General features: G+C 72.8%; 14 protein-coding genes. 9 read left to right on the plus strand and 5 right to left on the minus strand.

Annotation, left to right across the window (positions count from 1 at the left end):
- The first annotated feature begins 6 nt into the window (after positions 1–6).
- The 6 genes from A2U95_RS02540 to pssA all read left to right on the plus strand — a co-directional run bounded on the left by A2U95_RS02540 (position 7) and on the right by pssA (position 6,436).
- Positions 7–2,034, plus strand: a complete 2,028-nt coding sequence (locus A2U95_RS02540; RefSeq protein WP_166020608.1) for a protein meaA — start codon at positions 7–9, stop codon at positions 2,032–2,034.
- Positions 2,031–3,005: an HpcH/HpaI aldolase/citrate lyase family protein gene (locus tag A2U95_RS02545; protein WP_166020609.1), complete on the plus strand. Its 975-nt coding sequence runs from the start codon at positions 2,031–2,033 to the stop codon at positions 3,003–3,005. The genes A2U95_RS02540 and A2U95_RS02545 overlap by 4 nt, the downstream gene beginning before the upstream one ends.
- A 4-nt stretch (positions 3,006–3,009) precedes the next feature.
- Positions 3,010–3,528, plus strand: a complete 519-nt coding sequence (locus A2U95_RS02550) for a MaoC family dehydratase (protein WP_166020610.1) — start codon at positions 3,010–3,012, stop codon at positions 3,526–3,528.
- Positions 3,525–4,730 (plus strand): acyl-CoA dehydrogenase family protein, encoded by a 1,206-nt coding sequence (locus A2U95_RS02555; protein WP_166020611.1) that lies wholly within the window; start codon positions 3,525–3,527, stop codon positions 4,728–4,730. The genes A2U95_RS02550 and A2U95_RS02555 overlap by 4 nt, the downstream gene beginning before the upstream one ends.
- Before the next feature lie 202 nt (positions 4,731–4,932).
- Complete coding sequence (locus tag A2U95_RS02560; protein WP_166020612.1) at positions 4,933–5,589, plus strand: phosphatidylserine decarboxylase; 657 nt, start codon at positions 4,933–4,935, stop codon at positions 5,587–5,589.
- A 64-nt stretch (positions 5,590–5,653) separates the two neighbouring features.
- Entirely contained in the window at positions 5,654–6,436 is a 783-nt protein-coding gene (gene pssA / locus A2U95_RS02565; RefSeq protein ID WP_166024724.1) for a CDP-diacylglycerol--serine O-phosphatidyltransferase, read from the plus strand.
- Between the two features lie 176 nt (positions 6,437–6,612).
- Here pssA and A2U95_RS02570 read toward each other — a convergent pair whose 3' ends face one another.
- The gene (locus A2U95_RS02570; protein ID WP_166024726.1) at positions 6,613–7,761 is read right to left on the minus strand and encodes a glycerate kinase; all 1,149 of its coding nucleotides are present in this window, start codon (positions 7,759–7,761) and stop codon (positions 6,613–6,615) included.
- Between the two features lie 104 nt (positions 7,762–7,865).
- On the opposite strand from A2U95_RS02570, the gene A2U95_RS02575 reads away from it, so the two are divergent.
- The gene (locus A2U95_RS02575) at positions 7,866–8,369 is read left to right on the plus strand and encodes an NUDIX domain-containing protein (protein WP_166020613.1); all 504 of its coding nucleotides are present in this window, start codon (positions 7,866–7,868) and stop codon (positions 8,367–8,369) included.
- Between the two features lie 94 nt (positions 8,370–8,463).
- A complete protein-coding gene (locus A2U95_RS02580; RefSeq protein ID WP_166020614.1) occupies positions 8,464–9,219 on the plus strand; it encodes an SIR2 family NAD-dependent protein deacylase in 756 nt (251 codons plus the stop codon).
- A gap of 31 nt (positions 9,220–9,250) precedes the next feature.
- Here the strand turns inward: A2U95_RS02580 and A2U95_RS02585 are convergent, their stop codons facing one another.
- The 4 genes from A2U95_RS02585 to A2U95_RS02600 form a co-directional block, all read right to left on the minus strand.
- Complete coding sequence (locus tag A2U95_RS02585) at positions 9,251–9,748, minus strand: methylated-DNA--[protein]-cysteine S-methyltransferase (protein WP_166020615.1); 498 nt, start codon at positions 9,746–9,748, stop codon at positions 9,251–9,253.
- Between the two features lie 22 nt (positions 9,749–9,770).
- A complete protein-coding gene (locus A2U95_RS02590; RefSeq protein ID WP_277350860.1) occupies positions 9,771–11,264 on the minus strand; it encodes an AlkA N-terminal domain-containing protein in 1,494 nt (497 codons plus the stop codon).
- A 191-nt stretch (positions 11,265–11,455) separates the two neighbouring features.
- Entirely contained in the window at positions 11,456–12,340 is an 885-nt protein-coding gene (locus A2U95_RS02595; protein WP_166020616.1) for a hypothetical protein, read from the minus strand.
- Complete coding sequence (locus A2U95_RS02600; protein ID WP_206282802.1) at positions 12,337–13,584, minus strand: geranylgeranyl reductase family protein; 1,248 nt, start codon at positions 13,582–13,584, stop codon at positions 12,337–12,339. The genes A2U95_RS02595 and A2U95_RS02600 overlap by 4 nt, the downstream gene beginning before the upstream one ends.
- A gap of 248 nt (positions 13,585–13,832) precedes the next feature.
- Between A2U95_RS02600 and A2U95_RS02605 the strand changes: the two genes are divergently transcribed.
- Positions 13,833–15,260, plus strand: coding sequence for an MFS transporter (locus A2U95_RS02605; protein WP_166020618.1), 1,428 nt, complete (start codon positions 13,833–13,835; stop codon positions 15,258–15,260).
- The last annotated feature ends 48 nt before the right edge of the window (positions 15,261–15,308 follow it).

Consider the following 15,308-nt stretch of genomic DNA (forward strand, 5'->3'; position numbering starts at 1 on the left):
CAGGCCATGTCAGAGCGTCAGAAGGACCGTCCGTGGCTGATGCGGACGTACGCCGGCCACTCCACGGCCGAGGCGTCCAACGAGCTGTACCGGCGCAACCTCGCCAAGGGGCAGACCGGCCTGTCGGTGGCGTTCGACCTGCCGACCCAGACCGGCTACGACTCCGACCACGTCCTCGCCCGCGGCGAGGTCGGCCGGGTCGGGGTCCCGGTGGCCCACGTCGGTGACATGCGCCGTCTCTTCGAGGACATCCCCCTCGAGAAGATGAACACCTCGATGACCATCAACGCCACGGCCATGTGGCTGCTGGCGCTCTACCAGGTGGTCGCCGAGGAGCAGGGAGCGGACGTCTCCGCGCTGCAGGGCACCACCCAGAACGACATCGTCAAGGAGTACCTCTCCCGCGGCACCCACGTCTTCCCGCCCGGGCCCTCCCTCCGGCTGACCACGGACCTGATCACCTACACGGTCACCCACATGCCGAAGTGGAACCCGATCAACATCTGCAGCTACCACCTGCAGGAGGCGGGAGCCACCCCGGTCCAGGAGATCGCCTACGCGATGTCCACCGCGATCGCCGTGCTGGACGCGGTCCGCGACAGCGGCCAGGTGCCCGAGGAGAAGTTCGGCGACGTGGTCGCCCGGATCTCGTTCTTCGTCAACGCCGGCGTCCGCTTCGTCGAGGAGATGTGCAAGATGCGGGCCTTCACCCGCATCTGGGACCGGGTCACCCGTGAGCGGTACGGCGTCGAGAACCCCAAGCAGCGCCGCTTCCGGTACGGCGTCCAGGTCAACTCCCTGGGCCTGACCGAGGCGCAGCCGGAGAACAACGTCCAGCGGATCGTCCTGGAGATGCTGGCCGTCACCCTCTCCAAGGACGCCCGGGCCCGCGCCGTGCAGCTGCCGGCCTGGAACGAGGCGCTGGGCCTGCCCCGGCCCTGGGACCAGCAGTGGTCGCTGCGCATCCAGCAGGTGCTCGCCTACGAGAGCGACCTGCTGGAGTACGAGGACATCTTCGAGGGCTCGAAGGTGATCGAGGCCAAGGTCTCGGAGCTGGCCGACGAGGCCTGGGCGGAGATGGACCGGATCCAGGAGATGGGCGGCGCCATGGCCGCCGTGGAGTCCGGCTACCTCAAGTCGCAGCTGGTCTCCTCGCACGCCGAGCGCCGGGCGCGCATCGAGTCCGGCCAGGACAGGATCGTCGGCGTCAACGCCTTCGAGTCGACCGAGCCCAGCCCGCTCACCGCGGACCTGGACACGGCGATCCAGACCGTCGACCCGGCCGTCGAGGCCCGGGTGATCGCCTCGCTGCGGAACTGGCGGGACACCCGCTACCAGCCGCCGTTCAACCACCCGCGCCCGTGCAAGGCGCTGGAGCGGCTGAAGCAGGCGGCGCGCACCGGCGAGAACCTGATGGAAGCCACCCTCGAATGCGCCCGTGCGGGGGCGACCACCGGGGAGTGGGCGGGAGCGCTGCGGGAGGTGTTCGGCGAGTACCGGGCACCCACCGGCGTCTCGTCCGCCCCGGTGGCGGTGGCGGCCGAGGAGGGCACCCAGCTCGCCGGGGTGCGCCGCCGGGTCGAGGCGACCGCCCGCGACCTGGGGGTCGGCAAGCTCCGCTTCCTGGTCGGCAAGCCGGGCCTGGACGGGCACTCCAACGGCGCCGAGCAGATCGCCGTGCGGGCCCGCGACGCCGGCTTCGAGGTGGTCTACCAGGGCATCCGGCTGACGCCGGAGCAGATCGTGGACGCGGCCGTCGCCGAGGACGTGCACGCGGTCGGCCTGTCCATCCTGTCCGGCTCGCACGCCCAGCTGGTGCCCGACGTCCTGACCCGGCTGCGCGCGGCCGGCGCGGACGACGTCCCGGTGATCGCGGGCGGCATCATTCCGGGCGCGGACGCCGAGGAGCTCCGGTCCGCCGGGGTGGCCGCGGTGTTCACCCCGAAGGACTTCGACATCACCGGGATCATCGGCCGTATCGTCGACGAGATCCGCAAGGCACACAAGCTCGACCCCCTGGAGGTCCCCGCATGACCGCGCCCCAGCCGTCCGTGAACCGCCTGCGCCCCCGGCGCTCCTGCCTGGCGGTCCCCGGCTCCAACCCGCGCTTCCTGGAGAAGGCCCAGGGTCTGCCCGCGGACCAGGTGTTCCTGGACCTGGAGGACGCCTGCGCACCGCTGGCCAAGCCGGAGGCCCGGCACACCATCGTCAAGTTCCTCAACGAGGGCGACTGGACGGGCAAGACCCGCGTGGTGCGGGTCAACGACTGGACCACCGAGTGGACCTACCGCGACGTGGTGACGGTCGTCGAGGGCGCCGGCCCGAACCTGGACTGCATCATGCTGCCCAAGGTGCAGAACGCCGAGCAGGTCGTGGCGCTGGACCTCCTGCTGACCCAGATCGAGAAGACCATGGGCTTCGAGGTCGGCCGGATCGGCATCGAGGCGCAGATCGAGAACGCGCAGGGCCTCAACAACGTCAACGCGATCGCCGAGGCCTCGCCGCGGCTGGAGACCATCATCTTCGGCCCCGCCGACTTCATGGCCTCCATCAACATGAAGTCCCTGGTCGTCGGCGAGCAGCCGCCCGGTTACGGCGCCGACGCCTACCACTACATCCTGATGAAGATCCTGATGGCGGCCCGCGCCAACGACCTCCAGGCGATCGACGGCCCCTACCTGCAGATCCGCAACGTGGACGGCTTCCGCGAGGTGGCCGGGCGCGCCGCGGCCCTGGGCTTCGACGGCAAGTGGGTGCTGCACCCGGGCCAGGTGGACGCCGCCAACGAGGTGTTCTCGCCCTCGCAGGAGGACTACGACCACGCCGAGCTGATCCTGGACGCGTACGCGTACTGCACCTCGGAGGCGGGCGGCAAGAAGGGCTCGGCGATGCTCGGCGACGAGATGATCGACGAGGCCAGCCGGAAGATGGCGCTGGTCATCGCGGGCAAGGGCCGCGCGGCCGGCATGAAGCGCACCAGCAAGTTCGAGATCCCGGAGGGCTGAGCCGATGCAGTTCGGGCGCACCTACGAGGAGTTCGAGGTCGGGGCGACGTACAAGCACTGGCCGGGCAAGACGGTCACCGAGTACGACGACCACCTCTTCTGCCTCCTCACCATGAACCACCACCCGCTCCACATGGACGTCAACTACGCGGAGAGGACGACCGACTTCGGCAAGAACGTCGTGGTGGGCAACTACGTCTACTCCCTGCTGCTCGGCATGTCGGTGCCGGACGTCTCGGGCAAGGCGATCGCCAACCTGGAGATCGAGTCGCTCAAGCACGTGGCGCCGACCTTCCACGGCGACACGGTCTACGGCGAGACCACGGTGCTCGACAAGTGGCCGTCGAGGTCGAAGAACGACCGCGGCATCGTCCACGTGGAGACCAAGGGCTACAAGCAGGACGGCACCCTGGTCTGCGTGTTCCGCCGCAAGGTGATGGTGCCGACCGAGACGTACATCGAGGAGCGCGGCGGCGAGCAGCCCGGCCGGCCCGAGCTGAAGGAGAAGGAGTCCAAGGGATGAGCCGACTCGCCCGGACCCACGGTCTCACCGAGGTCCAGCAGGAGATCCTGGCCACCGTCCGGGAGTTCGTGGACAAGGAGATCATCCCGGTCGCCACCGAGCTGGAGCACCGCGACGAGTACCCGCAGGCGATCGTCGACGGCCTGAAGGAACTCGGCCTGTTCGGCCTGATGATCCCCGAGGAGTACGGGGGTCTGGGCGAGTCGCTCCTGACCTACGCGCTGTGCGTGGAGGAGCTCTCCCGCGGGTGGATGTCGGTCTCCGGCATCATCAACACCCACTTCATCGTGGCCTACATGCTCAAGCAGCACGGCACCGACGAGCAGAAGGAGCACTTCCTGCCGCGGATGGCGGCGGGCGAGGTACGGGGCGCCTTCTCGATGTCCGAGCCGGCGCTCGGCTCCGACGTGTCGGCCATCTCCTCCAAGGCGGTGAGGGACGGCGACGACTTCGTCCTCACGGGCCAGAAGATGTGGCTGACCAACGGCGGAACCTCCACCCTGGTGGCCGTCCTGGTGAAAAGTGACGAAGGACACCCCGAGGGGACCGCGCCGCACAAGTCGATGACCACCTTCCTCGTCGAGAAGCCGGCCGGCTTCGGCGAGGTCCTCCCCGGCCTGACCATTCCAGGCAAGATCGACAAGATGGGCTACAAGGGGGTCGACACCACCGAGCTCATCATGGATGGCCTGCGAATTCCGGCCAATCGGGTACTGGGTGGCAAAACCGGCCGCGGCTTCTACCAGATGATGGACGGCGTCGAGGTGGGGCGGGTGAACGTCGCGGCCCGTGGCTGCGGCGTCGCACAGCGTGCGTTCGAGCTGGGCGTGCAGTACGCGCAGCAGCGGCACACGTTCGGCAAGCCGATCGCCCAGCACCAGGCGATCCAGTTCAAATTGGCCGAAATGGGCACCAAGGTCGAAGCGGCTCATGCGATGATGGTTAATGCAGCCCGCAAAAAGGACTCCGGGGAGCGAAACGACCTCGAGGCAGGCATGGCGAAGTACCTCGCCAGCGAGTACTGCAAGGAGGTCGTGGAAGATGCCTTCCGGATCCACGGCGGCTACGGCTTCTCGAAGGAGTACGAGATCGAGCGCCTCTACCGAGAGGCCCCGATGCTGCTCATCGGTGAAGGCACCGCAGAAATCCAGAAAATGATCATCGGACGCAGACTCCTCGAGGAGTACCGCTTCCAGGGCTGAATCCGGAAAGATCCGGTTACGGCCCGGCCGATTTTCCCGCTACGGGGTGTTTTCTTCGAGAAGAAGATCACACCCCGTCAGCGGCCCCGGCCGTCGACTCGGCTTCTGGCTTGCCCAGTTGTAGTGCCTGACCGGTACGATTCCGGAAAGCCGCCGTCCCCGTGAACTGCAGCGCGGCACCCTCCCGCTACGAAGGTCTTCCATGCCCCACAGCCATTCCTCTGCACACCGCGACAGCCTCGCCGGCGCACGGCTCGCGCGCGGAGCGTCGCCGTGGCTCGCCCCGACGGTCGCCACCGCCGCCCTCAGCCTGCTCCGGGCGCGCCGTTCCGGCGCGGCCAAGGCGGTCGCTGTGCCCGCCACCGCCCTCGCGGCGGGCATGCTGTGGTTCTTCCGGGACCCGGAGCGTGAGATCACGCAGGGCCGCGTGATCTCGCCCGCCGACGGCGTGGTGCAGAGCATCATGCCCTGGAAGGACGGCCGCACTCGCGTCGCCATCTTCATGAGCCCGCTCAACGTCCACGTCAACCGCGCGCCGCTGGCCGGCACCGTGACGTCGGTCGAGCACGTGCCGGGTGGGTTCGTTCCCGCTTTCAACAAGGAGAGCGAGAACAACGAGCGCGTGGTCTGGCACTTCGACACCGAGCTCGGTGACATCGAGATGATCCAGATCGCCGGCGCGGTGGCCCGCCGCATCGTGCCCTACATCCCCAAGGGGACCAAGGTCGAGCAGGGTGAGCGGATCGGTCTCATCAGGTTCGGCTCCCGCGTCGACCTGTACCTCCCGGCCGGAGTGGAGGTCGCGGTGGAGGTCGGCCAGAAGACCGTGGCTGGGGTGACTCGCATTGACCGCGACTGACCAGGATCCGAGTACCGGCTGGACGCCCCAGGCGTCCGGCCGTGACGAGGCCGAGGACGAGGAGATGCCGCTGTCGCTGCGTCTGTCGATAGCGGACACGCTGACCCTCGGCAACGCCACCTGCGGCTTCATGGCGGTGTACTTCACCACCACCGGCATCCTGATCCCGCACCTCACCGGCAGCCAGGAGACGGGCATGGCCCGCCACAGCGCGGCCACCGCGGTCATCCTGATGCTGTGCGCGGCGATCTTCGACCTGTTCGACGGTCTGGTCGCCCGGAAGCTGCGCTCCTCGCCGATGGGCGCGGAGCTGGACAACCTGTCCGACCTGATCAGCTTCGGGCTGGCTCCGGCCTACTTCGTCCTGGTGTACGGCATGGTCGCCGACGACGCGCACCAGCGGGTCGCGGCACTGGCCGCGATCATGGTGCTGCTGGCGGTGGTGCTGCGGCTTGCGCGGTTCTCCATCGTGACGGTGCCCAACGGCACGTTCCAGGGCATGCCGTCACCCTTCGGTGCCCTGACGGTGGTCTCGATCGTCCTGCTCGAGCTGCCGTTCATCGCGACGCTGCTGGCCGTGCTGGGGACGGCGTGGCTGATGGTGAGCCGCGTGGAGTACCCGAAGCCGCGTGGACGCTCGGCGGCGGCGATGCTGATCTGGATCGTCGCGTCGATGGGCATGCTGGTCGCCTGGGCGGCCGGTGCGCCGAGCGGTGAGCTGCTCCTGCAGACCGGCTGCGCGCTGCAGCTGGTGCTGGGGGCGGTGATCCCGCTGTTCGCCACGGCCCGCCGGGTGAACAACTTCCGCGACAACCGGCGCGAGGCGAGGGCCGCGCAGCTCCAGTAGCCCGCGCCGCACTCCGCCTCACGTCCCGCACGGCCCCCCGAGCCATTCACCCGGCCCGGGGGGCCGTCGGCGTTCCCCGGGGCCCTTACCGGGCCCGGGGAACCATGCCGCCCGGGGGCACCGTCGTCCGCAGGGGCGGCCGGCAGGGCCCGTTCGCTGGGCGGCGCGCGGCGGGGTCAGGTGAGGTGGTCGTGGGCGAGCTGTTCGGCCACGCGTTCGAGGAGGGGCCCGGCGTTCGCGATGCTGCGGGCGACGTCCGGCTCCACCGCGGCGAGCGGATACGCCCGCCCGATCCCCGCCCCCCGCAGCTCCTCCGCGGAGAGCGCGAGCCGCCCGCAGACGGCGACCACCGGCACCCCCGCCGCGGCGGCGGCCGCCGCGACCCCCGCCGGCGCCTTCCCCCGCAGCGTCTGCGCGTCCAGCGACCCCTCCCCCGTGATCACCAGGTCGGCCCGCCGCAGTTCGGCCTCGAACCCCACGGCCTCCAGCAGCACCTCGATGCCCGCCCGGAACCGCGCTCCCAGCAGCAGCGCCGCGAAGCCCAGGCCTCCCGCCGCGCCCGCCCCCGGCGCCTGGGCCAGGCCCTCCGCCCGCGGTCCCACGGCCCGTTCCAGGACCGCCGCGTACCGCCCGAGCGCCGCGTCCAGCACGGCGACGTCCTGCGGCGTGGCCCCCTTCTGCGGCCCGTACACCGCCGCCGCCCCGGACGGACCGGTCAGCGGGTTGTCCACGTCGCTCGCGAGCACGAGCTCCACCGTCCCGTCGCCCACCCGCGGGTCCAGCCCGGAGAGGTCGACGGACTCCAGTGCCCCCAGCGCCCCGCCGCCCGGCCCCAGCTCCCGCCCGTCCGCGTCCAGGAACCGCGCCCCGAGCGCGGCCAGCATCCCCGCGCCGCCGTCCGTGGTCGCGCTGCCGCCCACCCCGAACACCACCGTCCGCGCGCCCGCGTCCAGCGCGGCCCGCAGCAGCTCCCCGGAGCCGTGGGTGGAGGCGGTGAGCGGCGTGGGCGTCCCGCCCGGCAGCCGCTGCAGCCCGCTCGCCTCGGCCATCTCGACCACGGCGGTGTCCCCCCGCATCGCGTACGCCGCCGTGACCGGGTTCCCCACCGGCCCGGTGACCCGGACCTCGCGGCGTTCGAACCCGGCGGCCACCACCGCGGCGACCGTGCCGTCGCCGCCGTCCGCGACGGGCAGGGCGGCCGTGGCGACCCCCGGTGCGGCCCGCCGCAGCCCCGCCGCGACCCGCTCGGCCACCTGCACCGCCGTGAGCGATCCCTTGAACTTGTCAGCCGCGATCAGCACGTGCCCCCGCCGGGCCGTCTCCACCACAACGCCTCCGCTCCGCCGCTCCCCGCATCCGTCGCTGCGACCTTAGACGTCACCGGCCCCGGGCCGCCATGGCCGGACGCCGGTCCCGCTAGGCTGGCCGGGTGACCTCCGCCGCCGAGTCCTACGCCACGTACATCGCCGGCCTCCCCCGCGTCCTGTGCGGCGCGGCCACGCTGTTCCGCGACCCCGGGGGCCGGGTGCTGCTGCTCGAGCCGAACTACCGCGAGGGCTGGGTCCTGCCCGGCGGCACGGTGGAGTCGGACGACGGCGAGACCCCCCGCCAGGGCGCCCGGCGGGAGACCGCCGAGGAGATCGGCCTCGACGTGCCCCCCGGCCGGCTGCTGGCCGTGGACTGGGTGCGGAGACCGGCCCGCCCGCCGGTCGTCGCCTACCTCTACGACGGCGGCGTGCTCGGCCAGGAGGCGGTCGACGCCATCCGCCTCCAGGAGGAGGAGCTGCTCTCCTGGCGCTTCGTCCCCCGTGAGGAACTGCCGGCGTACCTGCTGGGCGCGGCTCTGGGCCGGGTGGAGACGGCCCTGGACGTGCTGGCCGACGGGTCGGGTCCGGCGGAGCTGGAGGACGGCCGCCGGGTCGACCGGGGCTGAGGACAGCCGCCGGGTCGACCGGGGCTGAGGAACCGGGCCCGCGCGCCGGTTTTCCGTTCGCCCGGGCCCGCCCCGCCGCCCTACCCTCGGCGGCATGACCACGCCCTCCTCGCCGCCCGTCCCCGCCAGGCAGCCGCTCGTCGCGATCCTCAGCGGCGCCGGGATCTCCACCGACAGCGGGATCCCCGACCACCGGGGGCCGAACGGCGTGTGGCGGCAGGACCCGGACGCGGAGAAGCTGGTCACCTACGACCACTACATGAACGACCCGGAGATCCGGCGCCGCTCCTGGCAGATGCGCCGGAAGCTCCAGGTGCTCGCGGCCGGGCCGAACGCCGCGCACCGGGCCGTCACCGAGCTGGAGCGGTCCGGCGTGCCGGTGCGGGTGATCACCCAGAACGTCGACGGGCTCCACCAGAAGGCCGGGATGCCGGAGCGCAAGGTCCTGGAGCTGCACGGTTCGGTGCGCGAGGCCGTCTGCACGGCCTGCCGCGCGCGCGGGCCGATGTCCGAGGCGCTGGCCCGCCTGGAGGCCGGCGAGGAGGACCCGCGCTGCGCAGCCTGCGGCGGCGTCCTCAAGCCCGGCACCGTCATGTTCGGCGAGCGCCTCGACCCGCGGGTGCTCGGCCAGGCCCTGTCGATCGCCAAGGCCTGCGAGGTCTTCGTCGCCGTGGGCACCAGCCTCCAGGTGCAGCCCGCCGCCGGGCTGGCGGGGGTGGCCGCCGGCCACGGGGCACGGCTGGTGATCGTCAACGCGAAGGAGACCCCGTACGACGGGCTCGCCGACGAGGTCGTCCGCGAGCCCGTCGGCACCGCCCTCCCGCGCCTGCTCCGCGCGCTGCGCGCCTGAGGCGCCCGCCGGCGCGCGGGCCGGGGGCCCTTCACCCCGGCAGCGGCACCGCGCCCCGTTCGAAGGCCAGCAGCCGCTCCTTGCGCTCCAGCCCGCCGCCGTACCCGGTGAGGGACCCGCCCGCCCCGATCACCCGGTGGCAGGGCACGATGATGCCCACCGGGTTGCGGCCGTTGGCGAGCCCCACGGCCCGTGAGGCGCCGGGACTGCCCAGTTCCGCCGCGAGCTGACCGTACGAGCGGGTCTCCCCGTACGGGATCGCGCGCAGCCGCTCCCACACGGAGCGCTGGAAGGCGGTCCCGTTCATCCGGAGCGGCAGGTCGAACTCCCGCAGCTCGCCCGCGAAGTAGGCGTCGAGCTGCTCCACCACCGCCGGGAACGGCCCCTCGTCGGCGGCCACCCGCTCGCCGAAGGTCTCCTCGGCCGGCCGGTGCCGCTGCTCCGTCATGTAGAGCCCGCACAGGACGCCTTCGTCGGCGACCAGCGTCAGGACGCCGTAGGGGCTCTCGACCACCGTGTGCTGCTTCATCTCTCTCATCCTTCGAAGTCCCTCACACCGGGAGGAAGTTGATCGGGTGACTCTCGGTCGCCCACAGGTACTGCACCGCGTACGCCCGCCACGGCCGCCACGCCTCGGCCCGCGCGGTGAGCGCGCCGGGGGTGGACGGCAGGCCCAGCTCCCGGGCCGCGCGGCGGATTCCGAGGTCGGTGGGGAGGAACGCGTCCGGGTCCCCCAGCGCGCGCATCGCGATCACGTCCACGGTCCAGGGCCCGAAGCCCGGCAGTTCCAGCAGCCGCGCCCGCGCCTCGGACCAGTCGCTGTCCACCCCCAGCCTCAGTGATCCGTCGGCGAGCCGGCCCACCAGGTTCGTCAGGGTCCCCCGGCGGCTGCGCGGCATGGCGAGCTTCTCCGGGTCGAGGGCGGCCAGCGCCTCGGGCGAGGGGAAGAGGTGGGTGAGCCCGCCCTCGGGGTCGTCGACCGGCTCACCGTGCGCGAGGACCAGCCGGGCCGCGTGGGTGCGGGCCGCCGCCGTGGACACCTGCTGCCCCAGCACCGCCCGCACCGCGAACTCGGCCTCGTCCACCGTGCGCGGCACCCGCCGGCCGGGCGCCTTGTCGACGTACGGCTGGAGCACGGGGTCGGCGCGCAGCTGCCCGTCGACGGCGACGGGGTCGGCGTCGAGGTCCAGCAGGCGGCGGCAGCGGCTGATGGCGACGGTGAGGTCGCGCAGGTCGGTCAGGGTGAGGCGGCACACGACGTGGTCCGGCCGCGGCGCCAGGGAGACCACGCCGTGCCCGTGCGGCAGGCGCAGGGTGCGGCGGTAGGCGCCGTCCCGCCACTCCTCGACGCCCGGCACGGCGGTGGCGGCGAGGTGGCCGAAGAGGTTGTCCGGGTTGAGCGGCGCCCGGAACGGCAGCCGCAGCGACAGGGTCCCGCCGGCCACTCCCTCGGCGGGCACCGCCTCGGCGGGCACCGCCTTGGCGCGCAGCTGCCGGGGGGTGAGCGCGTAGACCTCGCGGACGGTCTCGTTGAAGCTGCGCACCGAGGAGAACCCGGCGGCGAAGGCCACGTCGGCCATGTTCAGGGCGGTGGTCTCGATCAGCATCCGGGCCGTCTGCGCCCGCTGTGCCCGGGCCAGGGCCAGCGGCCCCGCGCCGAGCGCGGCGAGGAGCTGCCGCTCCGTCTGCCGGGTGCTGTAGCCCAGCCGTGCCGCGAGCCCGGGGACGCCCTCCCGGTCCACCACGCCGTCGGAGATCAGCCGCACGGCCCGCGCGACGACGTCGTCCCGCTCGTTCCACTCCGGCGAGCCGGGGGTGGTGTCGGGGCGGCAGCGCTTGCAGGCCCGGAACCCGGCCTGCTGGCAGGCGGCCGCGCTCGGGTGGAAGACCATGTTCTCCGGCTTGGGCGTCGTCGCCGGGCAGCTCGGCCGGCAGTAGATCCCGGTGCTGAGCACGGCGGTGTAGAACCATCCGTCGAACCGCGCGTCCCTCGACCGCACGGCCCGCGCACAGCGCTCCGCGTCGAGATGCATTCCGTTCCGCATGCCTCCAGCATCCGGCATCGGCGGGGGCGGGGCTGGCAGGAATCCGACATCGCCCTCGACGGGCACCGGGCCCGGCACGGGGCTTCGGAAGGGCGGCTCGCTCCCCGGCGGGGCGGCGGGTCGTACGCGGGGTCGAAGACGTACCGGACGTAGTGGCGCAGGCCGCCCTCCCCCAGGCCGACGTGATGCAGTCAGGGCAGTTCGTCCAGGGCGCGCAGCAGCGTGTCGTCCAGCCGTCCGTCCAGAACCGGGCGGAGCTCCTCGGGAGCGGGCCGGGCCTCCTCGAAGCAGAGCCGGGCGAGAGCGGCGGCCACCGCGGCCTCGGCGGGGCGGGCGGGGTCCCGCAGGAGGGCGTCCAGCCAGGGGCCGGCGTCCTGCCCGTGCCGGTGGGCGAGCTGCGCGGCGGCCGGCACCAGGCTCGCCGCGGCCAGGGGCGCCGTCCCGGTCCCGGCACGCCGGCGGAGGGCGTCCGCCGGGGCGGGCCCGGAGGCCATGGCCAGGGTGTACGCCGCCATGACGCGCACCTGCGGGTCTCCGTCGTCCAGCAGCGGCTCCAGGACGCCGAGATGGGCGGTGACGGCGGCCTGGACGGCCTCCATGGACCAGTTCGCCAGGTAGCCGCTGGTGTCGTACGCCCGGCCGCCCCGGGCGCCTTCCGTCAGCCACAGCACGTTCTCGGTGGGGCCCAGCGTGTCGGCGCCCCGGGCGCAGGCCGCGACGAGTGCGAGGATGCCCTGCCTGTCGTGGGTCCGCGGGCGTGCCGCCGGTCTCAGCAGGAAGGGGGCGGCGAGCGCGGCGGAGGCGTAGACGGTGCCCTGGTGGTGGAGGGACCTCCAGAGACCGGCCGGCGCCTCGTCCGCGACCTCGGGGTCCGCGGAGGCGAGGCCGGCGAGGTGACCGGGGACGTCGCCGACCGGGCCGTACGGGCCGGTGAAGCCGTCCCACGGCGCGTCCGCCGGGTCGGCGGGGAGCCGGGGCACGACGGCACGGACGTCGAACTGCGTACCGGCGTACCTGTCGGGGTCCTCCTCGTGCGCGAGCAGGTCCGCCGCGGTGGGCCCGTGGTCCGCGCTCACGCGAACGGCGGCCGGTGGTCCAGGGAGATCGAGCGGCGGCCGGCCCAGCGCCAGAGGCGGCCGGCCGCGTCGCGGTCCTCCTCCGTGACCAGGTTGCCCATCCACCGCAGCGCCAGCCGCATCAGCAGCTGGGACCGCATGCCCACCGGGCCGAGGGCGGGCAGCAGGCGCGGGACCGTCACCAGGCCCGCCAGCCGGCGGGCGACGGAGAACGCCTCGCCGTAGTGGCCGCGCAGGACCTCGGGCCACACCGCCGACAGGTCGTCGTGCTCCTGGAGGACGCCGGCGATCAGCCGCCCGGTCTCCAGGCCGTAGTCGATGCCCTCGCCGTTCAGCGGGTTCACGCAGCCCGCGGCGTCGCCGATCAGCGCCCAGTTGGGCCCGGCGACGCCCGAGACGGCGCCGCCCATCGGCAGCAGGGCGGAGGTCTGGGCGCGCAGTTCGCCGCGCAGGCCGAAGCCTTCCCGGCACTGCTGCGCGTAGTGCCGCATCAGCGGCTTGATCGCGACGTCGGCGGGCCGCTTCGCCGTGGCGAGGGTGCCCGCGCCGAGGTTCACCTCGCCGTTGCCGAGCGGGAAGATCCACCCGTAGCCGGCGAGCGCCGCGCCCTTCTCGTCCCGGAGCTCCAGGTGGCTGCTGATCCACGGGTCGTCCGACCGGTCCGAGGTCACGTACGACCTGCCGGCCACGCCGTACACCGTGTCGCGGTGCCACTCCCGCCCGAGCGCCTTGCCGAGCGGCGAGCGCACGCCGTCGGCGACCACCAGGCGGCGGCAGAGCACCGTCTCGACGGGCGCGTCGTCGCCCCTGCCCGCCCGGAACCGCACGCCCCGCACGCGTCCGCCCTCCATCACGGCGTCCAGCGCGCGGACGCCGTCCCGGGCGGCCGCCCCGCTCTTCATGGCCACCGTGCGCAGGTGGTCGTCGAGCTCGGTGCGGGGGACGGCGGATCCCCAGTCGGGCAGGGAGCCGCCGGGCCAGCGCAGGTGCAGGGTCTGCCCGAAGCCGTGGGCGCGCAGGCCCTGGTTGACGGTGTGGGCGCGCAGCCAGTCCTCCAGCCCGAGGCGGACCAGCTCGGCCACGGCCCGCGGGGTGAGGCCGTCACCACAGGTCTTGTCACGGGGGAAGGTCGCGGCGTCGGTGAGCAGGACGTCCTGGCCGGAGCGGGCCAGCCAGGCGGCGGCGGAGGAGCCGGCCGGGCCAGCCCCCACGACGAGGACGTCCACGGAGGTCGGGAGAGTCACGGGGGTCATCCTCCCATCCCGCTCCGTGACGGCCGCAGGAGCCCGTCGCCCTCCTGCCGCACCTGTCGGGCCACCGTCACCGGGTCTCACATCACGAGACAGCCTTGCCGGTAAGTGAGACGATCATGAGATCGTGCGAGGGCAGAGCGGTTCACGTCCTTCCACCGGAACGACGCGTTCCGCCGTGCGGGCCGCCGACGACGGCGCCGGCGGCCTTCCCCCTCGTGCGAAAGACCCGAGAGAACGACATGCCCGAAGCAGCATCCGCCCCCGCAGGCTCCGCCCAGACCCCCGTCAATTCGCGGTCGCGCGTTCTCATCGCCAGCCTCATCGGCACCACGATCGAGTTCTACGACTTCTACATCTACGCGACCGCCGCCGTCCTGGTCTTCCCCACGCTCTTCTTCCCGAGCGACGACCCGACGACCGCGCTGCTCTCGTCGTTCGCCGTGTTCGGCGCGGCGATGGTCGCCCGCCCGATCGGCGCGATGGTCTTCGGGCACCTCGGCGACCGGCTCGGCCGCAAGGGGACCCTGGTGGCCTCGCTGCTCACCATGGGCATCGCGACCTTCCTGATCGGTGTGCTGCCCACCTACGAGCAGATCGGCTGGATCGCCACCGCGCTGCTGGTGGTCATGCGGCTGGCCCAGGGCTTCGCGCTGGGCGGCGAGTGGAGCGGCGCCGCGCTGATCGCCACCGAGAACGCCCCGAAGGGCAAGCGGGCCCTCTTCGGCACCTTCCCGCAGCTGGGCGCCCCGCTGGGCTTCATCATCGGCAACGGCCTGTTCCTGATCATCGGCGCGCTGCTGCCCTCCGCCGCCGGCGCGGACCCCTCGCAGCCCTCCGAGGCGTTCCTCGACTGGGGCTGGCGGATCCCGTTCCTGTTCTCCGCGGTGATGGTCGCGATCGGCCTGTGGGTGCGGATGCGGCTGGTCGAGGCCCCCGTCTTCACGAAAACCCGTGAGGCCGGCCTGGTCCGCAAGCTGCCGCTGGCCACCGTCTTCCGCGGCCACTGGAAGCAGCTGGTCCTGGGCACCTTCATCATGCTCGCGACGTACGTCCTCTTCTACCTGATGACGACCTTCTCGCTGAGCTTCGGCCGCACGCCGACGGACGCCGCGGTCCCGGGCCTCGGGTACAGCTACACCACCTTCGTGCTGATGCTGATCTTCGGTGTGCTGTTCTTCGCCGTCTTCACCCTGGTCTCGGGCCCGCTGGCCGACAAGTACGGCCGCCGCCGCACGCTGATCGCCGTCACCGCCGGCATCGTCGTCTTCGGCCTGGTCTGGGTGCCCCTGATCGGCCTGGGCACGCTGGGCGTGGTGCTGTGGCTGGTGCTGGGCTTCACGCTGATGGGCATGACCTTCGGCCCGATGGGCGCGCTGCTCCCCGAGCTGTTCCCGACCAGCGTCCGGTACACCGGCTCCGGCGTCTCCTACAACGTCAGCTCGATCCTCGGCGCGGCGGTCGCCCCGTTCATCGCGGTGGCCCTGTGGGAGGCCGGCGACGGCTCGCCGTGGCTGGTGGGCGTCTACCTCTCCGCCATGGGCGTGCTGACGCTGATCGCCCTGCTGCTCGGCAAGGAGACCAAGGACGTCGCCCTGGACGAGGGCGAGGCCCCGGCCGGCGCGGAGGCGGGCGAGCCCGCTCCGGCCGCCGCCTCCGCCACGGTCTGACCCCGCACGGCACGACGGCGCCCGCCCCCTCGCACGAGGGGGCGGGCG

Source organism: Streptomyces chilikensis, assembly GCF_001642695.1.
GTDB lineage: Bacteria > Actinomycetota > Actinomycetes > Streptomycetales > Streptomycetaceae > Streptomyces > Streptomyces chilikensis.